At 43.4% G+C, this 23,232-nt stretch carries 28 protein-coding genes; 13 read left to right on the top strand and 15 right to left on the bottom strand.

From position 1 onward, the window contains the following. The first annotated feature begins 9 nt into the window (after positions 1–9). The 3 genes from bluB (at position 10) to ACLD71_RS11540 (ending at position 3,292) form a co-directional block, all read left to right on the top strand. Complete coding sequence (gene bluB / locus ACLD71_RS11550) at positions 10–663, top strand: 5,6-dimethylbenzimidazole synthase (protein WP_137671997.1); 654 nt, start codon at positions 10–12, stop codon at positions 661–663. A gap of 297 nt (positions 664–960) precedes the next feature. Then, the gene (locus ACLD71_RS11545; RefSeq protein WP_303515973.1) at positions 961–2,451 is read left to right on the top strand and encodes a DUF4041 domain-containing protein; all 1,491 of its coding nucleotides are present in this window, start codon (positions 961–963) and stop codon (positions 2,449–2,451) included. Between the two features lie 115 nt (positions 2,452–2,566). Further along, a complete protein-coding gene (locus tag ACLD71_RS11540; protein ID WP_303515971.1) occupies positions 2,567–3,292 on the top strand; it encodes an ion transporter in 726 nt (241 codons plus the stop codon). A 192-nt stretch (positions 3,293–3,484) separates the two neighbouring features. On the opposite strand, the gene ACLD71_RS11535 is transcribed toward ACLD71_RS11540, so the two are convergent. After that, the gene (locus tag ACLD71_RS11535; protein ID WP_411990796.1) at positions 3,485–3,664 is read right to left on the bottom strand and encodes a hypothetical protein; all 180 of its coding nucleotides are present in this window, start codon (positions 3,662–3,664) and stop codon (positions 3,485–3,487) included. A 127-nt stretch (positions 3,665–3,791) separates the two neighbouring features. Continuing rightward, the gene (locus ACLD71_RS11530; protein ID WP_411990795.1) at positions 3,792–4,889 is read right to left on the bottom strand and encodes an alkene reductase; all 1,098 of its coding nucleotides are present in this window, start codon (positions 4,887–4,889) and stop codon (positions 3,792–3,794) included. 188 nt (positions 4,890–5,077) lie between these two features. On the opposite strand from ACLD71_RS11530, the gene ACLD71_RS11525 reads away from it, so the two are divergent. Next, positions 5,078–5,731, top strand: a complete 654-nt coding sequence (locus ACLD71_RS11525) for a DsbA family oxidoreductase (RefSeq protein ID WP_137672004.1) — start codon at positions 5,078–5,080, stop codon at positions 5,729–5,731. Here ACLD71_RS11525 and ACLD71_RS11520 read toward each other — a convergent pair. Genes ACLD71_RS11520 through ACLD71_RS11490 form a run of 7 tightly spaced genes read right to left on the bottom strand, consistent with a single transcriptional unit; the run spans position 5,728 to position 11,098 of the window. Next, complete coding sequence (locus tag ACLD71_RS11520) at positions 5,728–6,216, bottom strand: chalcone isomerase family protein (RefSeq protein ID WP_137672005.1); 489 nt, start codon at positions 6,214–6,216, stop codon at positions 5,728–5,730. The genes ACLD71_RS11525 and ACLD71_RS11520 overlap by 4 nt on opposite strands. Continuing rightward, a complete protein-coding gene (locus ACLD71_RS11515) occupies positions 6,209–6,682 on the bottom strand; it encodes a DUF2878 family protein (protein WP_137672006.1) in 474 nt (157 codons plus the stop codon). The genes ACLD71_RS11520 and ACLD71_RS11515 overlap by 8 nt, the downstream gene beginning before the upstream one ends. Positions 6,683–6,689: 7 nt before the next feature. Next, on the bottom strand, positions 6,690–7,913 hold the full coding sequence (locus ACLD71_RS11510) for a class I SAM-dependent methyltransferase (RefSeq protein WP_411990794.1): 1,224 nt from the start codon (positions 7,911–7,913) through the stop codon (positions 6,690–6,692). A 22-nt stretch (positions 7,914–7,935) separates the two neighbouring features. Beyond that, a complete protein-coding gene (locus ACLD71_RS11505; RefSeq protein WP_411990793.1) occupies positions 7,936–8,670 on the bottom strand; it encodes a DUF1365 domain-containing protein in 735 nt (244 codons plus the stop codon). A gap of 10 nt (positions 8,671–8,680) precedes the next feature. Further along, complete coding sequence (locus tag ACLD71_RS11500; protein WP_411990792.1) at positions 8,681–9,934, bottom strand: NAD(P)/FAD-dependent oxidoreductase; 1,254 nt, start codon at positions 9,932–9,934, stop codon at positions 8,681–8,683. Positions 9,935–9,938: 4 nt separating this feature from the next. Beyond that, entirely contained in the window at positions 9,939–10,661 is a 723-nt protein-coding gene (locus tag ACLD71_RS11495) for an SDR family NAD(P)-dependent oxidoreductase (protein WP_411990791.1), read from the bottom strand. After that, on the bottom strand, positions 10,658–11,098 hold the full coding sequence (locus ACLD71_RS11490) for a nuclear transport factor 2 family protein (RefSeq protein WP_137672011.1): 441 nt from the start codon (positions 11,096–11,098) through the stop codon (positions 10,658–10,660). Before ACLD71_RS11490 ends, ACLD71_RS11495 begins: the two co-directional genes overlap by 4 nt. Before the next feature lie 151 nt (positions 11,099–11,249). Here ACLD71_RS11490 and ACLD71_RS11485 point away from each other — a divergent pair, with 151 nt between their 5' ends. The 6 genes from ACLD71_RS11485 to ACLD71_RS11460 all read left to right on the top strand — a co-directional run bounded on the left by ACLD71_RS11485 (position 11,250) and on the right by ACLD71_RS11460 (position 15,460). Further along, entirely contained in the window at positions 11,250–11,858 is a 609-nt protein-coding gene (locus ACLD71_RS11485) for a hypothetical protein (protein ID WP_411990790.1), read from the top strand. A 32-nt stretch (positions 11,859–11,890) separates the two neighbouring features. Then, complete coding sequence (locus ACLD71_RS11480; protein ID WP_235836152.1) at positions 11,891–12,517, top strand: sigma-70 family RNA polymerase sigma factor; 627 nt, start codon at positions 11,891–11,893, stop codon at positions 12,515–12,517. Further along, entirely contained in the window at positions 12,510–13,187 is a 678-nt protein-coding gene (locus ACLD71_RS11475) for a ChrR family anti-sigma-E factor (RefSeq protein ID WP_137672013.1), read from the top strand. The genes ACLD71_RS11480 and ACLD71_RS11475 overlap by 8 nt, the downstream gene beginning before the upstream one ends. A 337-nt stretch (positions 13,188–13,524) precedes the next feature. Continuing rightward, complete coding sequence (locus ACLD71_RS11470; protein ID WP_411990789.1) at positions 13,525–14,025, top strand: DUF2798 domain-containing protein; 501 nt, start codon at positions 13,525–13,527, stop codon at positions 14,023–14,025. A 22-nt stretch (positions 14,026–14,047) separates the two neighbouring features. Beyond that, on the top strand, positions 14,048–14,344 hold the full coding sequence (locus ACLD71_RS11465; RefSeq protein ID WP_137672015.1) for a DUF3861 domain-containing protein: 297 nt from the start codon (positions 14,048–14,050) through the stop codon (positions 14,342–14,344). A gap of 120 nt (positions 14,345–14,464) precedes the next feature. Then, on the top strand, positions 14,465–15,460 hold the full coding sequence (locus ACLD71_RS11460) for an ABC transporter substrate-binding protein (RefSeq protein WP_201798687.1): 996 nt from the start codon (positions 14,465–14,467) through the stop codon (positions 15,458–15,460). A gap of 103 nt (positions 15,461–15,563) precedes the next feature. Here the strand turns inward: ACLD71_RS11460 and ACLD71_RS11455 are convergent, their stop codons facing one another. Further along, a complete protein-coding gene (locus ACLD71_RS11455; protein ID WP_411990788.1) occupies positions 15,564–16,514 on the bottom strand; it encodes a chemotaxis protein CheV in 951 nt (316 codons plus the stop codon). A gap of 254 nt (positions 16,515–16,768) precedes the next feature. Between ACLD71_RS11455 and ACLD71_RS11450 the strand changes: the two genes are divergently transcribed. After that, positions 16,769–17,758 (top strand): rhodanese-related sulfurtransferase, encoded by a 990-nt coding sequence (locus tag ACLD71_RS11450; protein ID WP_411990787.1) that lies wholly within the window; start codon positions 16,769–16,771, stop codon positions 17,756–17,758. A gap of 31 nt (positions 17,759–17,789) precedes the next feature. On the opposite strand, the gene ACLD71_RS11445 is transcribed toward ACLD71_RS11450, so the two are convergent. The 4 genes from ACLD71_RS11445 to ACLD71_RS11430 all read right to left on the bottom strand — a co-directional run bounded on the left by ACLD71_RS11445 (position 17,790) and on the right by ACLD71_RS11430 (position 20,633). Then, entirely contained in the window at positions 17,790–18,293 is a 504-nt protein-coding gene (locus tag ACLD71_RS11445; protein ID WP_411990786.1) for an RNA methyltransferase, read from the bottom strand. 113 nt (positions 18,294–18,406) lie between these two features. Then, positions 18,407–18,871: a VF530 family DNA-binding protein gene (locus tag ACLD71_RS11440; protein ID WP_137672019.1), complete on the bottom strand. Its 465-nt coding sequence runs from the start codon at positions 18,869–18,871 to the stop codon at positions 18,407–18,409. 89 nt (positions 18,872–18,960) lie between these two features. Beyond that, positions 18,961–19,818: a carboxylate/amino acid/amine transporter gene (locus tag ACLD71_RS11435; protein ID WP_137672020.1), complete on the bottom strand. Its 858-nt coding sequence runs from the start codon at positions 19,816–19,818 to the stop codon at positions 18,961–18,963. A 161-nt stretch (positions 19,819–19,979) separates the two neighbouring features. After that, on the bottom strand, positions 19,980–20,633 hold the full coding sequence (locus tag ACLD71_RS11430; protein WP_411990785.1) for an outer membrane beta-barrel protein: 654 nt from the start codon (positions 20,631–20,633) through the stop codon (positions 19,980–19,982). 147 nt (positions 20,634–20,780) lie between these two features. Here ACLD71_RS11430 and ACLD71_RS11425 point away from each other — a divergent pair, with 147 nt between their 5' ends. Next, positions 20,781–21,758 carry a LysR family transcriptional regulator gene (locus tag ACLD71_RS11425; protein WP_411990784.1) on the top strand — a complete coding sequence of 326 codons (978 nt, stop codon included), beginning with the start codon at positions 20,781–20,783 and terminating at the stop codon, positions 21,756–21,758. A gap of 89 nt (positions 21,759–21,847) precedes the next feature. Then, positions 21,848–22,747: an HAD-IIA family hydrolase gene (locus tag ACLD71_RS11420; RefSeq protein ID WP_411990783.1), complete on the top strand. Its 900-nt coding sequence runs from the start codon at positions 21,848–21,850 to the stop codon at positions 22,745–22,747. Here ACLD71_RS11420 and ACLD71_RS11415 read toward each other — a convergent pair. Further along, complete coding sequence (locus tag ACLD71_RS11415; protein WP_137672024.1) at positions 22,744–23,154, bottom strand: hypothetical protein; 411 nt, start codon at positions 23,152–23,154, stop codon at positions 22,744–22,746. The genes ACLD71_RS11420 and ACLD71_RS11415 overlap by 4 nt on opposite strands. Positions 23,155–23,232: the final 78 nt, after the last annotated feature.

Raw genomic sequence — 23,232 nt, 5'->3', positions numbered from 1 at the left:
AAGAACAGTATGAACATCAGCCAAGCCGAAAGAGATGCACTTTACAAAGTGATTTATTCGCGCAGAGACGTGCGTAAAGACTTCATCAACAAAGCCATTCCACAAGATGTTGTTCAACGAATTCTGGCGGCGGCGCATCATGCACCAAGTGTCGGTTTTAGCCAACCTTGGGATTTTATCTTAGTGACCCAAGAGCAAACTAAACAGGCGATTAAACGCGGCTATCAAGCCGCCAGTGCCGAATCGGCCAAGCTTTTCTCTCAAGAAAAACGCGATACCTACCAACGCTTTAAACTAGAAGGCATATTAGAAGCCCCACTTGGCATTTGTGTTACCTGCGACAGAGAACGCAATGGCCCAGTAGTGATTGGCCGCACCATAAAACCAGAAATGGATTTATACAGCACCGTATGCGCTATTCAAAACATGTGGCTGGCCGCGCGTGCCGAAAATCTCGGCCTAGGCTGGGTAAGCATTATTCATGATCAAGTATTACGCGACACCCTTGCCATTCCCGAGCGTTTAGAAATTATTGGCTACCTGTGCCTGGGCTATGTGTCGAGCTTTAGCGAAAAACCAGAGCTAGAACAGTTTGGCTGGCTACCTAGAGAACAACTAGACCAACTGGTTCACAATGAAAAGTGGACAGATAAATCTAAGTAAACGAAGCAGTGGTCAATCTGGTGTAATGCCACAACACATAAGCTAAGGCTCACTGCCATACTCGTTCGATTGATTTGACTCAGCCCTATTCTGGCCTAACACGGATTTGCCCCACTTCTTGTTACAACCGTGTTCGTTCACACTTCCATTTGAGTTTGTTTGACTGCTGTTCTCTGAGTCGAGCATACTAATGACTTTATAGTAAATAATGACTAGGTTTATTTTCCGACCTAGCTCTTTACCAGTTCACATCGAGATACGAACTGTACCTACTGATATTTATCGCGTGGAGTTAAGATGCCTGAAACACTCTTCCAATCACTACCATCACTGCCTTTCATCGTTGCAACTGGTGTACTTTTTATCGCTTTAGTGGTCGCTGTTGCAAAACTCAATTCTATAAAGAAGCAACTTTCATCGACTAAAGAAGAGACAGCCGCAAGTTATCAAGCCCTTGCAGATTACGAGCAAAAATTTTCAGGCGTTATTGATATAGATAAGGAAGTTGAACTCCGAAAGAAACAGCTATCTGAGTATCAAAAAGAAGCAGAACTAAAATATGCTCAAACAAATGAAAATATCACTGGCCTTCAAACTCAATACAAACAAAAGAAAACTATTTTTGATTCTCTCGTCCATCAAATTGGCATCTACAATGATGACGCAGAATTACTCGAGTTGGGCTTTTATGAGTCTCATTTTGACTTCGAAACATCAGAGGCGTTCAAGGGCGAGATCCGTGAATGCAAGGAAGAGCAAAAACAGTTACTTCGCGACAAGGGTACTACTGGGGCTATCTACTGCACAACTGAGTGGACAGTTGGCGATTCGAAGGCTGAAGGCCGTAAAATGACAAATCGAGGTATTCGTCTTACCGCCAGAGCCTTCAATAACGAGTGTGAAGCGGCCATTGCGAATTGCACATGGAAAAATGCAGTTAAGATGGAAGCTCGTATTCAAAAAGCTTTTGAAGCCATTAATAATCTCAACGAATCAAATAGAGTCATTATTTCAGATGAGTACTTGAAGCTAAAGCTTAAGGAGCTTCGACTCACCCACGAGTACAAAGAGAAAAAGCAACGCGAAAAAGAAGAACAGGCTGAAATAAAGGCTCAGATGCGCGAGGAGGCTAAAATTGAAGCTGAGATTAAAAAGGCCGAACAGGAGGCTATCAAGGAAGAAGCTAGATATCAAAAAGCTCTTAAAGTCGCACAGAAGCAACTAGAGTCTGCTAGTGAAGAAGCCAAAGCTCAGCTAGAAGCACAAATTGCTCAACTACAATCAGATTTAGAATCGGCGGAACAAAAACACCAGCGTGCGCAAAGTATGGCCGAGCAAACCAAGCAAGGACATGTGTATATTATTAGTAACATAGGCTCCTTTGGAGAGGATGTGTATAAAATTGGTATGACACGCCGATTGGAACCAATGGATAGAGTTAAAGAGTTAGGTGATGCGTCAGTGCCGTTTAGCTTCGATGTGCATGCAATGATTCATACTAAAGACGCTCCCTCATTGGAAAAAGGGCTGCACCGTCAGTTCGATAATAAAAGGCTAAACATGGTCAATCGCCGTAAAGAATTTTTCAACGTTGACCTTGCAGAGATAAAGCAAGCTGTTGAACAGTTTTCAAATGAAGAGGCTAGTTTCATTGAAACAGCCGTAGCACAGGATTATTACGAAACAAAAGCTATGTTAAAGCAAGCGGGGATAAAAGAAGCTTTACGCTCAGGTCAGACGGTCATTGATACTGAATCTAAAGGTCCTGTATTTTCTGAATCCATCTGACTCAAAGCCCCCAAAGTGCTTCTGTTCAGACTTTATATGCTAGCTATCACCTAATACTGCTATACGCTATTTCAGTGCAATAAAGCTAACTAGACACCAAACAAAAGAATTAAAAATGAATGCATTTAAATCTTCGGTTAAAAAAGTCGTTGAAACCAGAAGAACAAAGCTTGGTAAGCTATTTGATTGTTTCATCCAAGCACTGATTATCATTTCAATAATCACTTTTTCACTAGAAACCTTGCCTAATTTAGCTATGAGTGAAAGAACATACCTAAGATATATTGAGGTATTCTGTGTTGCTGTTTTTACTTTGGAGTATCTGGCGCGACTTTGGGTGGCAGAAAAAAAGACAACCTTCGTCACCTCTTTTTCTGGGGTAATCGATTTACTTGCAATCTTGCCGTTTTATCTATCACTTGGTCTGGACTTGAGATCGGTTAGGATTTTCCGCCTTCTTCGTCTATTCAGGGTCTTAAAGCTCGCCAAATATAGTAATGCCCTAAAGCGTTTTCATATCGCTTTTCGGTTAGCCAAAGAAGAGCTAGTCCTATTCTTTTCAGTCACTATTATGTTGGTTTTTCTATCATCGGTCGGTATTTACTATTTCGAAAATGCAATGCAGCCGGAAGGCTTTTCGTCTATTTTTGATAGTTTGTGGTGGGCGGTAATCACACTGACGACCGTTGGTTACGGGGATATTTACCCAATTACAGTTGGCGGGCGAATTTTTACATTTGGAATACTTATGATTGGACTGGGCGTCGTATCCATTCCAGCGGGAATTATCGCTTCTGCGTTGGGTAAAGCCAGAAAACTAGAAGCGAAAGACAAGGAGTAGTAAAAGTAGATTCAGATTTACAAAATACCTAAACTGAATTATTCAAAGATAAAGCTGGGCATAAACCCCTAACTCGCCTTTGTCCAAAAGTGAGTTGAGGTGGTTTGACGCATTTTTGCCCCGCCGCGACAGCCGCCGCATAGTTTAACTAATGCTTAAGTTAGTGCTACTTGTTTGCTCAGGCTTTGTTTATTATTGGCCAGCATTAGCTAATTGAGGAAACACGGTGACACCCGAATCAACATCTTCTTTGAGTGTATATGCCTTGGTGATGCTCATTTCTGTAGTGCTTATTTTGATTGGGCGATCGTTGCGGAACAGTAAAAGCTCGCGCGGTATTTCTGCGTCCAGTAATGATACCTCTACAGGCACTGCTTTGATGGTGGTAGGTGCGCTGCTATTTCTGAGCTATTTATACAAACTTGTCCAAGGGTTATTGTAAACGCCAGCGAAAAACCACTAAGCCTTTGCTTACACAAAGGCTTAGGCTGATTGTTACTTAAGCTTGGTAGCTTGGGTAATCGCTTAAGCCCTGCTCGCCACCACCAAATAGCGTATTTGGATCGTGAGCAGCCAGCGGATATCCATGCTGCAAACGGGCAGGCAAATCGGGATTGGCTACAAACGGACGGCCAAAACCAATCATGTCGGCTAAACCGTCTTTGATCGCTTGTTGAGCATTGTCCCCTTTATAACGGCCAGCATAAATTAATACGCCTTGGTAGGCTTCACGCAAAGCACGTTTAAAGCTTATTGGCGTATCTGGCGCATCATCCCAGTCCACTTCGGCAATGTGCAAATAAACAATATTGTGTTTGTTTAACAACACAGCCGCAGCGGTGTAAGTCTCGATAGGGTTAGCGTCTACGGTACCATTTAAGGTTGTTAGTGGCGCTAAACGCACCCCTACTCGCTCTGCGCCAATGGCATCCACCATGGCTGCAACTACTTCATCTAAAAAGCGTAAACGGTTTTCCAAGCTACCACCGTATTGGTCTTGGCGTTGGTTAGATTCTGAATCGATAAACTGGTTTATTAAATAGCCGTTAGCAGCATGCAGCTCAATACCATCAAAACCGGCTTCTATGGCATTTAAAGCTGCTTGGCGAAACTGTTGAACCACTTCGCTAATGTCTTGTTGGCTCATTTCTCGCGGGGTGCTTACGTCAACAAAACCCGGTTCGTCGCTACCGTTATCAATAAATACTTTTACATTTTCGGCAGCAATAGCAGAAGATGAAATAGGCTGTTCACCGTTAATGTTATCTGAGTGAGTCACTCGACCTACGTGCCATAGTTGAGCAAACATAGTACCGCCCTTGGCATGCACTGCGTCGGTTACTGTCTTCCAACCTGCAATTTGCTCTTGGCTATAAATACCTGGTGTCCACGCATATCCTTTGCCCATTGGCGAAATTTGAGTCCCTTCAGATACAATTAAACCTGCACTCGCTCGCTGAGCGTAATACCTGGCCATCATCTCATTAGCTACATCACCCGGTTGGCTGGCGCGCGAACGTGTCATTGGTGGCATTACAATGCGGTTATTTAGGGTCAATTGGCCCAATTTGATTGAGTCGAACAAAGAAGTTGTCATGCTTGGGTTCCTATTATTTAGCTGTTGCCAGTTTACCAACTCTCTAGCCAGCAATTTAGCTCAAAAATCACAAATGATTTTTGTCATAACTACAACAAACCTCAAGCGGGCTCTCTCGTTCCTGCAAAGTTTGCTAATCACTGGTCGACTAGCGCATACTCATTACACAAAATTAAGAGGGTTTGTTTATGGCTGCTGGTATTTCCTTACGCATCGATATTGTGTCTGATGTGGTGTGTCCTTGGTGCATTGTGGGTTACCTGCGTTTGCAAGAGGCTTTAAGCCAGCTAGATGACAATATTAGGCCACATATTCAATGGCACCCTTTTGAGCTAAACCCGAAAATGCCCGCAGAAGGACAAAACCTTCGCGAACATATTCAAGAAAAGTATGGTAGCACTACAGAGCAAAGCGAGGCCGTGAGAGAGCAGCTAAAAGGCATTGGCAAAGAGCTTGGGTTTAGCTTCAATTTTAATCAAGACTCTAGAATTTATAACACCTTTGAGGCCCATCAATTACTGCATTGGAGCGAGCCGTACGGCAAGCAAACCGAGCTCAAGCTAGCATTGTTTGAGGCTTACTTTAGCCAAGGGAAAAATCCCTCTGACCGCGATACCTTATTAGCAATAGTGGAGCAAGTGGGCTTAAGCAGTGAACTAGCGCAGCGAGTATTAAAAGACCAACTCTACGTTGAAGAAGTGCGCAATAGCCAGCAGACCTGGCAAAATCACGGCATTCAAGCGGTGCCCGCGTTTATCATTAACAATCGTTATTTGTTGTCAGGCGCTCAGCCTAGTAAAAACTTACTGGATGCAATAAACGAGAGTTTAAGTAAGGGCTAGTTTGCCCCGGTTAACGAGCGCTGCTGTTTTGGGAAGCGGCTGTTTTCCGAGAGCCAAATATCTAAAAAGTGCTGACTAAATAGGTTGTCATCTAATGAGCCCAAATGTTCACCATTGAGATAAAAGCGTCCTTGGTTGGCCGAGTCGGCCACTAACTGTAGCTGATCACCTTTTTTTAAGTCTGGCCAAATCGATGAAAGCTTGTTGAGCCATTGCTGACACGGCGATTGCTCACACACTCCTAAGCGCTGCCACTCATCTTTAGTGGCATCTACCAATTTACTGCGGTTAATTTTTCGCAGGTAATCAATTGTCAGCACCATTGGGTAGCGATGTTGCTGATACTGCCCGTCTGGACTGTGTAAACTCACATTGTAAATAGACCAAAACAACACCTTTAATCTGGCGTCGCCTACCAGTTTCATATCGCTTGCTTGGCTAAAGCTTGAGAATAATGCAATGGCTATTATTAGGGTTTTAAACATAGCGTTTCTCCAATAACGAATTAGCTAAGTAAGCAAACACACTCCATAGTGGTAGCAGTATAAGCAGCCCTAACCAAAGGCCTGGCTCTAGGGTAAATACGTTGGCTAAGCTGGCTAAGTAGTAAGAAACTGGCCCCATTATCGCAACAAAAATTGGCATAAAAGGTTTAGGTAAACTGGCCAAGGTGGGCAGTAAAAGGGCAAAGCTTGCCCACAACAGCATCATAAACACAGGTAAGTTAGGCGAGCTAAAACTCAGCACGCCAAACTCTACTAGCGCGATATCGATGATAACGCCGACGACGCTTAACATGGCACAAGGCAAAAGTACCGCCCACTGATAGTTGCGTACTTGCAATAAGGCTAAGGCCACTAACCCCAGCAACATAAACCACACCGCTTGCTCGCCCCAAAAAAAGGCGGCAAACCAGTTCAGTTTAAATACAAGCAATACAGGCCATTGCATAAGCCAATTACCCTTTCACCATGGTGAGCTGTTCGGTACCAATATTGTGGCTACGGAAACCCGCTTCGCAATAAGCGAAATAGAAGTGCCACAGACGGTAAAACTGCTCATCAAAGCCAAAGCTTTGGCTGTTGTTTTGGTGTTGTTGCTGCACTCTATGATGCCAATGCTGTAGGGTTTCGGCATAATCAATGCCTATTTCTAGGCGCTGTAGAGGCTGCATTCCCTGCTTGGAAAATAGTTGCTTAAGCAGCGAAGGTGAAGGTAAAAAACCGCCTGGAAATACATATTGCTGAATAAAGTCAACGCTTTTTCTGTATGCGGTAAAACGACGGTCGTCGATAGTAATCGCCTGCAGTAGCATTAAGCCACCCACTTTTAAGCGCTTAGAGCATAACTCAGCAAAACCAGGTAAATAACGCTCACCCACTGCTTCAATCATCTCAATCGATACTAGCTTGTCGTATTCGCCTTCTAGTTCGCGATAATCTTGATTAAGCACCGTAATCAAATGGCCTAAGTTACGTTGTTCAACTAACTGGCAAACATGGGCATGCTGTTTATCTGAAATAGTAGTGGTAGTGACTTTGCAGCCATAATGACTGGCCGCATACATGGCTAAGCCGCCCCAACCTGTACCAATTTCCAGTAAATGGTCATTTGATTGCAGCTTTAGCTGCTCGCAAATACGTTTGAGTTTATTGTCTTGCGCCTGTGCCAGCGTAATATCTTGGCCGCCGAAAATAGCCGACGAATATTGCATTTGCGGATCGAGAAACGATTGATAAAAATCATTACCCAAGTCGTAGTGAGCTAATATGTTTTTCTTGGCTTGGCGTTTGTGGTTGCGACGAAAGAAATGCTGAACTTTAAACCAAGCACTGGTAAACCAATGCAGCTTCCTGTCTAGGCTGTCTAAATGATCTTGGTTGTCTGCTAGAAGCTGTAATAAGCGATGTAAATCAGAACAGCGCCACAAACCTTCCATGTAGGTTTCGCCTGCAGCAATGCTGCCGCCCTTCAAAATACGAGAAAAAACCTGAGCATCAAGAATGTGTACTTCTACTACATGAGGATAGTCTTTCTCTCCAAGGTGAACAGACTCGTAGCCCGCTTGGCTCAATAAAATTGCCCCGCCGGTTAAACCGTCAAAGGTTTTCATTACAAGATGGCGAGTAATGTCCAAGCTGCTATTTAACGATGCAGTAGCGAGCGATTTTGCAGTGGTCATAAGTTTTCCTTAACAGCAAATATCAGTGAGTTTTGTCGCTGGCTGGATGACCATAAAATGGAACTTTTTTCATCCATAACTTCAATGCCTGCCAATAAATTCCCCCTACTACTTTAAGAGTGAGCAAAGGATATGACTTAATAACGCGACTAAGGCTAGAAGAGTTTAATGGCTGCTTAATTAAATTTACTCCAGCGCTAAATTCTTTCTGTTGCCGCCAGCAATTAATCACTACAGTAACCTGTTGTTCAACTAGCTTTACTTGCCAGTTATAACGCATATCCATGGGGTTGAACGGAGATACGTGAAAGGCTTTGTCATGGTCTTCTAGGGAGTTTAAATCTAGCCAATATTGGTGTTTTTCTTTCCATGGGGTATTAGTGACTTCGGCCAACATGTAATCAAACTTGTCGCCATCACCATAAAGCACAAAATTAACCGGGCTAAAATACCAACCAAGGCAACGAAACTGCCCCATTAGCACCACTTGTTTAGCGCTATAATCTGGCTGAAAACGCTGCTGAGCGGCCAAGGCTTTATCTCGAATGCTGCCTGGTTGCTTGCCTAAATAGTCGCCTTCACGAAGTCGAAACCACGGCAGGAAGCGGCTGAATTTTTTTAGCTGATGGCGAACGGCTTGCTCCTCAGCTAAATCTATCCAAGCATAATAAAGCTTGTAGCTAAAGCCATGTTTACGTGGCACAAAACGCTGATGAAAGGTATCGCCAAAGGCAATAGAAGAGTGTTTTACGTCCATCGTTTACTCCTCACAAATCGATGCCAAACTTACGACATACTTCCACCGCAGAGCGCACACCATCTTCGTGAAAACCGTTATGCCAATAAGCGCCACAAAAGTAACTGTTATTCTGGCCATTAATCAGTTCACGTTGCTGCTGCGCGCCAAACCCTTCAACCGAAAACACCGGGTGCATATAGTTAAAGCGCTTAATCACTTTATCTTCAGCAATCGGCTCCAGTGGATTCAAGGTGACACAAAACTGCGGCGCATCCTCTAAACCCTGCAAACGATTCATATCGTAGGTAACACTGGCCAGTCGGTCATTCCTATCGCCGCTAGGCGGTAGTAGGTAGTTCCAACTAGCACGAGCGCGATGAATGCTTGGCAGCAGACGCTCGTCGGTATGTAAGATGACTTCATTATTTTGATATTTGAGTTTACTTAATACCTCTCGCTCATCAGTACTGGCTTCTGCGCCTAATACCGACAATGCTTGGTCACTATGGCAGGCAAACACTACGGCATCGCCCTGCCATGTCCACCCATCGCTGGTTTCAATGCTTACCCCTTCGTCGCCTCGTTGAATACTGGTGACTTGGCTGTTCAAGCGAATGTTTTTTTCTAAACCCGCAAGTAGCGGTTTTATATATTGCTTGGAACCACCCGGAACAACATGCCATTGCGGGCGATTAGCAACATCTAACAAGCCGTGGTTTACAAAAAAACGAGCAAAAAACTGCATTGGAAATTGGTTAATACCGTTTAGTGAAGAGGACCAAATCGCCGCCCCCATGGGCAGCAAATAGTTTTCTTGAAACATTCTGGAAAAGCGGTGCTCTTGTAAAAACTGCCCCAAGCTTACCGAGGTATCTATGTCTACCGCTGCTTTAGCTAGCTTGTTAAAACGCAAAATTTCGTTAATGAATTTATAGAAGCTAGGTTTAAGCAAGTTGCTACGTTGGGCAAACATAGTGTTTAGATCGTGCCCATTGTATTGTAAGTTAAGCTCTGGATTAACCACGCTAAAGCTCATTTCAGTAGGCTGAGCGTGAATACCTAACTTGTCCAGCAACTTATTAAACAAGGGGTAGGTACGGTCGTTAAACACAATAAAACCGGTATCTACCGCGTACTCTTTACCTTCTATTTCAATTTGATTGGTCGCGGTATGCCCGCCAAGATAATCATTTTGTTCCAGTAAGGTGACATCGTGTTGTTCTTTTAATAAGTGGGCGCAGGTCATGCCTGATATGCCCGCTCCAATAACTGCTATTTTCATCTATCTATGCTCCTTCCTTGTGAGCTAAACGGCGACAGAGAGATTGTTGCCAAGATACTGGCAAACAATTCAAAAAGTGTAATATTCCGCTGAATACACCAGGGAAATTAATACTTGTTTTACCCTTTGCTAAACCCTTCATAATGTATTGGCTAGCCTGCTCTGAACTAATCATATTGGGCATGGCAAAGGCATTTTTATCGGTGAGAGGGGTTTTAACAAAACCTGGTTGCACACAATGCACACTCACCTGTTTGGCGGCTAAATCAGTACCAAGCGCCTGAGATAAGTAGTGTATTGCCGCTTTGCTGCTGCCATAGGCGCCAGCTTGGCTAAACGGCAGTAAATGCGCCAAACTGCCTACCAAGGCTAGTTGGGAGCCAGGTTTTAGCTGGCCCCACAATCCATCTAAACAGTTGGCAACGGTAAGCACATTGGCTTGCCAAACGCGGCTAAATAATTCAGCGTCAAAGCGCTCTGGATCTAGGTATTCACAGTTACCGGCACACAAAACAATTAAGTCCATGGCTGGTAACTCACTCAAGCTGGCTCTCACTTTCGCTAAATCAGCTAACTCTAGCGGCAAAGCTGTGATGCCTTTGTCTGTTAATTCTTGCAAGCGCTCTTTATTTCGCCCTTGCCCCCATACTTGGTGTCCATTGGCGGCATAATCTAACGCCAACTGTTTACCAATGCCCGAGCTAGCCCCAGTGATAAAAATATTCATTGGGCTAGACCATTTTTTAACTTTTTAGACAACCAGCCAATCACCGGAATATGGTCATGCAACATGGCGCTCACATCGTAGTAATCGCGATGGTAATAGATTTTTTCATCAAACTTGAGGTGGCTTATTCCGTCTAGCGCAATTAAGCGACCGTTTCCGAGTTTAGGGTGAGCAAACTGCATTTGCCAAGTAAGGCTGAATTCGCCATCTGCAATCAAACGAGAGGAAAAAATAAACTCGCATTTATCGGTATTCACTAATAGATGCTCGAAATACTGGCTTAAATCTGCAATGCCGTGTAGATGATGCAGAGGGTCAATAAACTCCACATTGTCGGTGTAAATCTCGGATAAACGCGCCACTTGGGCCATGCCAAGCTCAGAGTAAAACTGTTCTAGCTGCTGGACGATTGGGGGCATCGACGCTGAAGTTTTCATGAAAAATCCTTTTAGCTAAACAAATCTAAGCATTTGTTTCTATTGTTGTTAATCATAGTACGTGAAAGATAATAAGAAAGATCATTCATCTTTTTTTGCACTCTATACGTAATACAAAACAACTAAGTAGTTTTTAGGAGCTGATCCGCTTATGCCTCAGTTGTACCCATTGATGATTTGCAGTGAACACTACATGCCCGAGCGATACGCAAGAATACGTGGCCAGGGGTCTGTGTTCATTGCCAGTTTACGGGCAGCAGAGAAAGCCGGTGGAATGTGGTTAGCCTTTCAAGACAGCAATGGAAACAGCGCAGTCAAGCAAGGCGATATTGTAAGTTTTGCGCAAATTAGCCATATAGATTGGTTGAGCCAAGCGGAGATTGTGGTTGAATGTAAAGTGCTAAATTGGGGTCAGGTTTGCGCGAATGCTCTAGCGTTTAGTAATGAATGGATGGCCCCTTGTATAAGGGCTGAATCTTTAGAGCTTTGGCCAAAGCTCTATAAACAAAGAAATACCAATGCTTTACAACTCGCCCTAGAAAAAATCAACTTACAGTATCCAGAACTCAAAGCCTCTGACCTGCAGGAAAATATAAGTAGCGAATGTGTAAAGCAGCTTTGTTGGCGCTGGTTAGAGCTACTTCCCCTGCCTATTAATACCAAGCAGCGCTTGCTTAAGTCCCCTTCTGCATCTTTGTGTATACGTTATTTAGGTTTTATTTTGAGACAAAGTGATCGTTTTAATCATCTACCCCGTTAATCAGTTATCAATCCGACAACGATTTTGGCAATATGGAAATACAACGCTCAGTATCGACAATCGGTGGAACAACAACACGCATGGCTACTCAGGTTTCCCAGCCCAATAAAGACGATGGTATCGCCCTGTTATTGGCAAACATTGCAAGTAAGCAGTGTAAGCGCAGTTACGACACCTTGTTCCGCGAAGTTGCTCCACGCTTACTTAATTTGGCGCGTAAGCAGTTTGTAGATGAATCCTTGGCACTTGAAATGGTGCAAGAAACCATGCTCAAACTATGGCTAAAAGCGGGTTTATACGACGCCTCCAAAGGCAATGCGATGACGTGGATATTTTCGGTGTCGCGGAACGTGAAGTTTGACTTAATGCGCAAAGGCAAGCACCAGCAAAGCTGGGTGCAAGGCGACGACCTTTGGCCAATTCTCACTGAAGAAGAAGACTCAGACAAAATATCTTCTGAGGATCAAGAGTTAGTGAGTAATGAACTCAAAGAGCTAATAGAACGTTTGCCAGAAGAACAAGCTGATATTGTTCGGCGGGTCTACCTACATGGTGAGTCTCAACAACAAGTATCGGAAATATTGAATTTACCGCTTGGCACTGTGAAAAGTCGCCTTAGATTAGCGCTGAAAAAAATGAAGGAGGTTTTAGATGACTAGCATTCAATTTCATCCAGTTGAGGAGACTCTCAACCTATATGCCGCTGGCCAATTAGACCCCGCTATGAGCATTATGGTAAGTGCCCATTTGGAATACTGCACCGAGTGTAGACAACGGGTGCACGCCATTGAACAAAAAATGGCCGCTCAATTAGAAGATACCCAACCTGCAGCCATGAGCAATGATCTGGATTCGATGCTGCAAATGATTATGCAGCAAAGTGCTGAAACAGTGATTGAGCCTAGCCAACCAAGGCTGCAAGAAGAAATCAGTTTAGGAGATAAACGTTTTCCGTTGCCACGTGCTTTGCAAGCTCATCCGCAACACATTGGCCCCTGGGGACGCTTACCGGGTAAAATTCAACGAGCCCGTGTAGATGCTGTTAGTGACAGTAAAATGAACTTTATTTACATGGATCAAGATAGTGCCTTGCCAGAGCATACTCATCAAGGTCAAGAGATAACCTTGGTACTAGCTGGCACCTTTATTGATGATGCAGGTAGCTATGTTCCGGGTGATTTTATTATTCAAAATACTGAGAATAAACACACCCCGCGCACTGCAGCTAACCAAGATTGCTTATGTTTAACCTTGTTAGATGCGCCACTGCATTTTACTTCGGGACTGGCATCTTTACTTAACCCATTTAGCCAGTTGTTTTTTAAGTAAAACTCAAGCCAAGCACTGGCGAACGTAAATCTTTATAAAGGCCCTTATCTAAGGGCCTTTTTTATTGGCTGTTTGCCACTTACCACTAAAAACCAAGCATCTTCGTGTATTACAGCAACGGTAAACCACAATGCCGGCGTTCCTCATCGAATGCTGACTTACTCCGCTCACTCCCCCCCCATTTAGTTGATAGATACGCGTTCGCTTAACTGACTGTATTTTCTAAATAAAAGAATACTAATGTTGAGTTGCTCTCTATTTAGATCCAAATATGGTTGACTAAATCAACCAATGCAAATATAGTAGACAAAATCAACCATATGCAAATAGGTACCAATTGAACAACGAAATCAGCGCACCAATAACAACAGCCGTAACGGCAGACGCTAAATCCAACCCACTGTTCTACAAAATTTTAGTCGTGCTCGCCATGATGTCTGTTATCGCGGGTACCCTGACTGGCGTGATGACTTATATACAGGTGGGATACAGCGACTCCTTTGTAGTGATTTGGTTAGAGGCATTTCTTACTACCGCCGTTATTTTGATGCCGGTTGGTCTAGTAATGATGAGCCTAGTGAGCAAGTTAATCGCCAAGCTACTGCCACATATAGCAGAGTCTGCACGTAACCCGATTGTTGGAGTGATCATGGCAGTCATCATGGAATCGATTATGGCTTTTACTACCACCGCTAAAAATATCGGCTTTGCTAATAGATCAGAATTTGCCAGCGCGTGGCTAGAGGTTTTTTTAGTCGCACTGCCGGTAGGTTTAAGCCTTATGCTGATTATTTCAATGACAGTCAAACCTAAAATTGAAAAATTCTTAAAAAGCTAAACAACCTTAGAGTGAGAAAAGTATGACGACACGTACCAGAAAAGAAAATGGCTACCGTATCACTATTGAAGAGCTCGATACTGAAGCGCCAAAAACCATGGTATTCGAATACCAAGACAGAGAAGACTTGTTTACGGTTGTAGAAAAACTAAAGCAAGGCAGTGGCTTAGAAGAAAACATCGCCACCAAAGTGGGTGTAGCCTTGCGTTTATTAGGGCCGGTTATGATGCAAAATCGTAAACACGATTTGTTCATCGATTTTATGCCACACTTCAAAGCATTTATGCATAAACTGAAAGCAACGGTAAAAGCCAGTTAAGTAGGGCTAAAGTAAACTTCACTGAGCCGCCCTTTAACTAACGCTGGCAAGCATTATTATTTACCTTGCACGCGGTAAGGTAAACAAGCTTATTCGACATGGATAGAGGATATATACTTTATGAAAAACAAGTGTGCACTTGCCTTAGCGATGCTGTTGTCTGTGGTATCGATTCAGACCAATGCAAAAGAGTGTGGCAGCGTAAGCATTGCCGATATGAACTGGAATTCAGCAAGCCTGATGGCGCATATTGACCAGTTTATATTAGAACATGGCTTTGGCTGTGAAGCCGAATTGATACCTGGAGATAGCGTTCCAACAGGGATATCAATGATAGAAAAAGGCTACCCAGATATCGCGCCAGAACTTTGGACCAATGGTATTAAGGAAGCCTTAGACAAAGGTGTTGCCGATAAGCGTTTACGCTACGCCGGTAACTCCTTAACAGACGGCGGTGAAGAAGGTTTTTGGGTTGCCGACTTCTTGGTAGAGAAGCACCCAGAGCTTGCCACCATTGAGGGGGTGATCAAACACGCAAACTTATTCAAACATCCGGAAGATGATGAAAAATCTGCGTTTTATGGCTGTCCGGCAGGATGGACCTGTCAAATAACCTCAGAGCATTTGTTCAATGCATTAGCGCTTGAGAAGCATGGTTTTGAGATGATAGATCCTGGTTCAGGTGCCGCTTTAGCTGGTGAACTGGCTAAAGCCTATGAACGCAAAAAGCCATGGTTTGGTTATTACTGGTCACCCACCCCAGTGTTGGGTAAATACACTATGGTAAAAGTTGATTTTGGCAGTGGCACAGACCTAGATGAATACCGCAACTGTACTACCCAGCCAGACTGTGAGTCACCTAAAGTCACTATGTACCCGCCCTCGCCAGTGCATTCGGTTACCACGGAATCATTTGCTAAAAGTGAACCTTTAGCCTTTGAATATCTGGGTCAGCGAGGTTTTAGCAACCAACAAATGAGCCTTTTACTGGCTTGGATGGAAGACAACCAGGCTGACGCAGAAGAGGCGATGTATTACTTTTTTGAACATCATCCTGAGCTTTGGCAAGTTTGGCTCTCAGAAGACGTAGCAAACAAAGTAGCAGCGGCTTTATAGCATTAATCAAAAAAGCCCGAAGCACATGTAAGCCTTCGGGCCTTTTTCTAGAGTACTTGAGCCTTAACCGCTCTGTTTGAGGCTGCTAATAGGTTTTAAGAAATTAACCAGAAATAAATTCACGCATTCTCTGCTGTACAACATCTACCAGCAAATCCGGTTGAAACTTAGAGATAAAGCGATCACAGCCTACCTTTTCTACCATGGCTTCATTAAAGCTGCCACTTAAAGACGTATTCAAGGCAATGAACAAATCACTCATACGCTCATCCCCCCGCACTTCTGCGGTTAAACGGTAACCATCCATTTCGGGCATTTCGGCATCGGTAATCATTAACAAAATTTCGTCGTACACCGATTTACCTTCATCGGCCCAGCCCTTAAGCATGTTTAGCGCTTGAAGGCCATTTTCGGCTTCAATAATTTCCATGCCCAATTGGCCTAGGGTGGCTTTCACTTGACCACGTGCCGTAGAGGAATCATCAACCACCAACACCCGTTTCCCACTTAACAGATGAGAAACATCTTTATCTAAGGCTTCTTCAGAAATGGCGATGTTGTAAGAAACAATTTCAGCGAGTACTTTCTCAACATCAATAATCTCTACAATGCGACTGGCATCTTCATGATCGATTCGAGTAATGGCCGTGAGGTAATTACTCCGCCCTACCGAGGTAGGCGGCGGTAAAATATCCTTCCACGAGGTATTCACAATATGCATAACCTCGCCCACCATAAAGCCCTGCACCGAGCGGTTATATTCGGTAATAATTAAGTTACAGTCGACCTTGGCTTCTTCTTTAGCCGGTGGCATTTTAACTGCGGCACGTAAATCGATAACCGGAATAGAATGACCGCGTAAGGTAACCACGCCTGAAACATGAGCATGAGATCCTGGTAAGCGGTTCATATTCGGTAGTTTAACTACCTCTTTCACCTTAAAAACATTAATTGCAAACAACTGCATTGAGTTGAGTTTAAAAATTAATAATTCTAAACGGTTTTCGCCCACGAGCTGGGTTCGTTGATCCACTGAGGCTAAAACACTAGACATACTACTCAACCTATTCCATGTTAGTTAATTACTTCATTATAGACCTGTCATGCTATGCAGCAAAAACACAACAGTCCGTAACACTTTGTTTTAGCGGGCTAGCACACAGAACTGTACCTATACATCGTTAAACCACTCCAACAAGCCTACAACAAAAAGCCACATTACTGCTGCAATTAGTAGCATTTTCATTACAATGAGCCTCTTTTAACCATGCTTCGGGATTACGCCCCGGTAGGCACAAGGAAGTTAACATGAGCCAAATTACCATTTGCGCCCTATACAAATTTGTTCGATTAAACAATTACCTAGAGCTACAAACTCCACTGCTAGCCTTGATGAAACAACACCAAGTACGCGGTACCTTACTGCTGGCCGAAGAAGGCATTAACGGCACCATCGCAGGGCTAGACCAATCCATAGAAACTGTATTACAGTGGCTAAAGTCTGATCCTCGTCTGAGCCAAATCGTGGATAAGCGCTCGTTTAGCTCCGAGCAACCCTTTAATCGTTCACGAGTAAAGCTCAAAAAAGAAATTGTTACCATGGGTGTGGAAGGCATTGACCCTAACCATGTAGTGGGCTCTTACGTTAAACCCAGCGATTGGAATCAACTGATTGCCGACCCAGAAGTATTGGTGGTAGATACTCGCAACGACTACGAAGTACAACTGGGCAGTTTTAAGCATGCGGTTAACCCAAATACTGAAACCTTTCGTGAATTTCCGGCTTACGTAGCCGAAGAGATGGATCCACAAAAACACAAAAAAGTAGCGATGTTTTGTACTGGTGGGATCCGTTGTGAAAAATCAACCGCCTACTTAAAAGAACAAGGTTTTAATGAGGTTTATCATTTAGAAGGCGGCATTCTTAAATACTTAGAAGAAGTGCCACAACAAGAGTCGTTATGGGAAGGTGACTGCTTTGTATTTGATGAGCGTGTCACCGTAGACCACCAACTACAACCGGGTGAATACCAATTGTGTAGCGGCTGTCGTATGCCTATATCTCCGGCCGACATGCAAAGCGAAAAATTTGAGCAAGGTGTGAGCTGCCCACATTGTTACGATAGCTTAAGTGACGAGCAAAAAAGCCGCTTTAGAGAGCGAGAAAAACAAGTACAGTTAGCTAAGCAACGTGGGGAACAACATGTTGGAATGGAAGCCGCTCAACATAGTGAGCAGCGTCGCCAGCAAAAGCAGAAGTTACGCGAAGATCAACGCGCGACGAAGAACCCCAAATAATATGATGGGGCGGTTAAACGCCCCCAATCAACTAATTGACTTTTAAGCGGTTATTAACATCGCGGCTTTGACGAATTAACTCATCTCCACTCTTAAACACATCAGATTTAGCAAGGCGGTCGTAGAGCACCACATTCACGGTTGCTGCCAAATTCAAACAACCTTGAGTGGGGACATACACCACGTCATCAGCTTTATCCACCAGCTCTTGGCTAATAGAGCCGTCTTCGGGGCCAAAGATATATAAAGCCTGTTCAGGATGAGTGAAGTCTGGCAAGGGTGTTGCCCCTTCGGCCAATTCAATACAGACTATTTTTAGCCCTGCGGCTTGCTCTGCAAGGTCATCAACTCCTCTTAGTGGAATATTCAAACTTTGGTTTTTGGTATCGGTATTAAAACGCGCGGCGCGCGCGTAGCGCTGCCCTGTATAAAACACCTCAGACGTACCAAAACAACCTGCTGCACGCATTACTGAACCAACATTACTGGGGCTTTTGGGGTTAACCAAACCAATTTTAACTGTATCTTGAGACATAACTAGAACCGAAATAAGCACTAAGCGCCTTGCATACCATTAACACTACAAGGCTAACAATTACCGAGAATTGTACTCGATATTTTCTATTTTCCTACTGCTGTTAAGGCAGTTTACTTAGGTGAATCTGCCCAAGGGTTTAGCGGTTTGCCCTCATCTTGAACATCGCTCTCTTGTGGCTTAGGCCATGTTGCTTTGGGTTTGGCCTTAAAACTTCTCTTAGGCTTAGGTTTTGGCTTGTTTTGCACCTGCTTCTCTGCGGTAATATCAATCACTACTGGAGCACGAGGCTTTTGGTCTAAGGGCACTAAGCGGTCACGCGGAGGTAAAGCATATTGCTTGTCATCTGGCCGCGGAAGATGTTTAAAGCGGTACATATAAAACGCTTCAACTTTCTCTCTCGCCCAAGTGGTTTTACGTAAAAACTTAAGGCAAGACTGAGGGGTAGGATTGTTTTTAAAACAGTTCATATTCATGGCATAGGCCAGTGTTTCCCAGCCATAATGTTCAACTATCTCATCCAGCAGCACTTCAAGCTTGAGGCCATGCAAGGGGTTATTTTGCTGTATTTCTTTCATACGTAGATCCTAAAGCCTAAACAGAAACGGTTTGCTGGTTTCGATTATAAAGGCAAATCGTTCAAAAAGGTGCATCAAACTTTAAACTCTCACAAGCTTGTTTTTTGCAGGCGTTCGTTTAACGCTAAGGCCGCAATAATAATTGCGGCGCCAATACTTAATCGCAATACGTCAGCGTCATGATTCCAAATCAGCAAATTTACCGCTATTCCAGCAGGGATAAGTAAGTTGTTCGCCACCGCTAAAGCGCCGATGTTCACCAAGGTAGCGCCTTTGTTCCAAGCAAAATAACCGAAGCCAGAAGCTATAATGCCAAGGTAAACAAGTACCCCCCACTGAATATTAGTCGAGGGTAACTTATTGGTATTACCCAACATAACAAAAGCGATGATGGCCACAATCAAGGCTCCAATAAAGAACCAAGCAAACACGGTTTGTTGCGCAAGCTGCTGAGATTGCCTAGCCATTAAACGTTTGTATGCCACTTGCCCAGATGCAAAACACAGGTTGGCCCCTTGAACCAACAAGAAACCAGTGACAAAACCTTGGTCGATGCCTTCATACCTAATCGCCACCGCGCCTAGAGTGGCAATAAAAGCACTTAATAAGAATTGAGAGTTAAAGCGGCGCTCAAAGGCATCATTGACCAAAGTAACGTAAATCGGCGTCATAACAGTAAATAACAGCACTTCCGGTACCGACAAGTACAAAAATGACTGATAGTAAAACCCGTACATGCAGCCCAATTGGATAGCTCCAATCAGCATCAATTTAATCGCGAGCGAAGGACTTACTTGCGAGGGTTTAAGAAAGGGTATGAAGACTAAGGTCGCTAAGCCCACTCGCATTAGAACTGAAAACCAAGCGTCGACTTGCCCCGCTAAGTACACTCCTATCAAACTAAAAGAAAAGGCCCACAACAAGGTAATAGACAAAAGATATGACATAACAACTCAAGCAGATAATCAAAAACTAGAGTGTAATGTTTATCGTCAGGAAGCCAAGATAATTTAAAGAGGATGAAAGTACCAAAACTTCATATATTAAATGGGCCTATGTAAGTACGCTAAAAAAGTCCTTGTACAAAGCGTACTCAAAAGCTCTCGAACTAGAAGCGATAGTCAAAAGATATTGTGTAAGCATTACTATGTGGCAATGAAAAACTGGTTTTTTCGCCGTTCTCCCAATGAATATCATTGGAGTAACTCTTAAACATATGCCTGTACTGAATATCCACCGACAAGTTATCCAATATCTTATATTGCATACCAATTTGTAAACCGTAGGTGAAATCGGTTTGACTCGCTTGATGTGAGTAACTTGAAACACCGCCACCCAGAGGTTTTTCTTCTAACCAAAACTTCCCTTTATTATGAACAGCACCAACGGTGGCGCCTCCAAATACAGAAAACTTATCACTGATTGACTGAATATAATCATAAGACAATAGATACTCGTTTTGGGCCAACTCTAGCTGTGTATCGATTCGACTAGGGTGTTGACCTAAGTGGCTGCGATAAACATTTGCATCGCTCATATAATTGATCGTAGCCGTTAAACGATGGTTTTCGTTTAGATATACACCACCTCTTAGGTGCATTGCTGCACGACCAGCGTTAGCAGAGCGATTACCAAATTCAGAGTCTGATGCTTCCACCTTAACATTTTGGTAGCCCCCACCCGCTCCAACAAAAAATTCAGCAGCAAAAGCGGATGGAATAGATAAGGTAGATAGGCTGAATGCCAATAGTGTTTTTTTCATAATAATGCTCGAAGTCTCAGTAAATTCGAAGCGCATTATTGTTATTACTGACACCTTGTTCTAATAAGTAAAACAAATTTCAATAATAAGCTAAGCTTATTAAGGTAGAATCAACAATAAGAAAACAAGGTGGGCAATGGCGCCCAGATGAATAGAGATTTACCATCAATGAGTGTAATGAATAAAAATTCCTATCAACAGCTAGACCTAAACCTACTAAAAACGTTTTTAGTGCTGTTTGATGAACAGAATATGCGTAAAGCTTCGGAACGCTTATTTGTCTCTCAGCCAGCGATCAGTCAAGCCTTGTCTAAGCTACGAAACCACTTTGGCGATGAGCTGTTTGTTAAAGTGCATGGAGGTTTAAAGGCTACCGCGTTTTCTGAAGAGCTAATACAGCTTATTCAGCCCCACATGTCGGGTTTAGAAAATGCCTTAAACCGAAACAATGAGCTAGACCTATCGACACTAGACCAAACTATCAATATTGCTCTATCTCCTGTGGTAATGACTTGCTTATCTGGCGCCTTATATAGAGCCGTTTCTAAACAAGCGCCAAACTCAAGATTAGTACTTACAAGTTGGTCAAGCTCAACCCTAGAGGATATACAAAAAGGTCGAATTTTGGCTGGGGTAAATTATGATGTAAGCCACCCCAAAGAAGTGTATAGCCAACACATGATCGAACTAGAAGGGAGAGTGATAGTTAGGCAGGATCATCCATTGAAAAAATCGCTAGCAACACTTAAAGACATATCGGAATACGAAATTGCTTCCTTGTTTATTCCTGGCTGGAATGATGATTTTAGCTTAGCCGCCGAAGCTATGAAAAGAGAGGGCTTACCTGCGAAGATAGGCTTTCGCTCCGAAGTGGTAATGGCACTTATTGATGTCGTATTACATACCAATATGTTTATGCCTCACTCTAACCTTTTTCCTCAGCATCTATATCCAAGTTTGAGAACCATTAACGTATTGATTAACGGCGAGACATTTAAAGAACCGGTACTAAGCTACAGCCATGTAAAAAACCGAAACAGCCCAATGATGACTTGGCTACAAGGCTTGATAAAAAATGCGCTTGAAGCTCAAGTATCATTAAACACTAGGAAAAATAATTTTTAGTTAAAGCCTAACTTTCATCTTGGGATGGGTTCATATTCTGCTAATTATCTGCCACAGTAACGCTCTAATTTTTGCTGAGGTTAATCACCATGTTTTACAGCCCATCAGAGGCATTTTCGGCCTATCTTGCGATGCCAGAGCGACTGCCTGAAAGTGTCCCTGTTTCACATACCCAACAACTCGATAGCATTACGGATTTAGTCGACGATATTGATGTATTTTTGTTTGATGCTTACGGCGTGCTAAATGTGGGTGGAACCGCCATTGAAGGGGCTAAAGAGCAAATAGCTAAACTGCGAAGGGCTGGCAAGAAAGTGATGGTAGTAACCAATGCTGCCACTCAAAACAAACAGCAATTGTTCGATAAGTTTGTCGGCTTGGGGTTCGACTTTAGTGACCAAGAAATTGTAAATAGCCGTGAAGTGCTGTTGCAGTACATGGACTTACAGAGCTCAACAAGCTTAGGTGTTATAACACTGCCTGAGTTTCGTTTAGATACCCAGCGACCTTGTGTTTACCCAGAAGACGATAACTTTTGGCAAGCGGACGAGTTTTTATTTTTAAGCGGTCAAGCTTGGAACGAAGAGCGTCACCAGCGGTTTATAGCAGAACTACAAAACAAGCCACGTACAGTTTGGGTAGGAAATTCAGACCTGATCGCACCGCTAGAAAATGGGGTATCTCAAGAGCCAGGTAGTTACACCTTAACCCTACCGGATGAGATCTATCCTCAGGTACGTTGCTTTGGTAAACCCTACGCGCCGATTTTTGAAGAAGCACTGAGTCGAATTAAACACCAACTTGGAGATGTTGCACCACAGCGCATTGCGATGATTGGTGATACCTTGCACACCGACATACTTGGTGGCAACGCGATGGGATTTAAAAGTGTACTTGTCACTCAGTATGGGTTCTTACGCGGTTTAGATGTGGAACAGCATATCCAGCGCAGCAAAATACGGCCTCATTACCAACTGGCTTCTATCTAATATGTTGCAGGTTTCTCTGGCTTTGATTGCGTAAGAAAAGCCTGCAAATCTTGGCATTTTTGCTGGCGTTGAGAACTATCCATTTGTCCCCACTCTTGCTCGGCAACATGCACTAAATCAGACACAACTGAGTCCATGGTTTTATCCATGGTGGCGGCAAGGTCGGCAACTTCGATACGGCCTTGTTTAATACTATCTTGATAACTTACTCGCCACTTTTGATAATCAGAACTCAAGCTTTTATTCCCCGCCACATTGGCGCAAAACCCACTCAAAGAATGGTAAATAATAGATTGGGCAAATAAATGCTGAGACTCGCTCACTTTTGACTTGGGAAATGCCGCAAGTGACGCACTAATAAGCAAGCTAAAACTACATACCGTAGCAATAACAAAATGTTTGTTCATAAAGTTTTCCTTACTTATGCTGAAAAAACACACTTCATCTACACTAGGTGATTCAGAGTAATCTTGCTGCACTATGTG

The organism is Agarivorans sp. DSG3-1, from assembly GCF_046774965.1.
Taxonomy (GTDB): Bacteria; Pseudomonadota; Gammaproteobacteria; order Enterobacterales; family Celerinatantimonadaceae; genus Agarivorans.
Note: the sequence above shows the minus strand (reverse complement) of the source record. Positions and strands in the feature narration are given on the sequence as shown.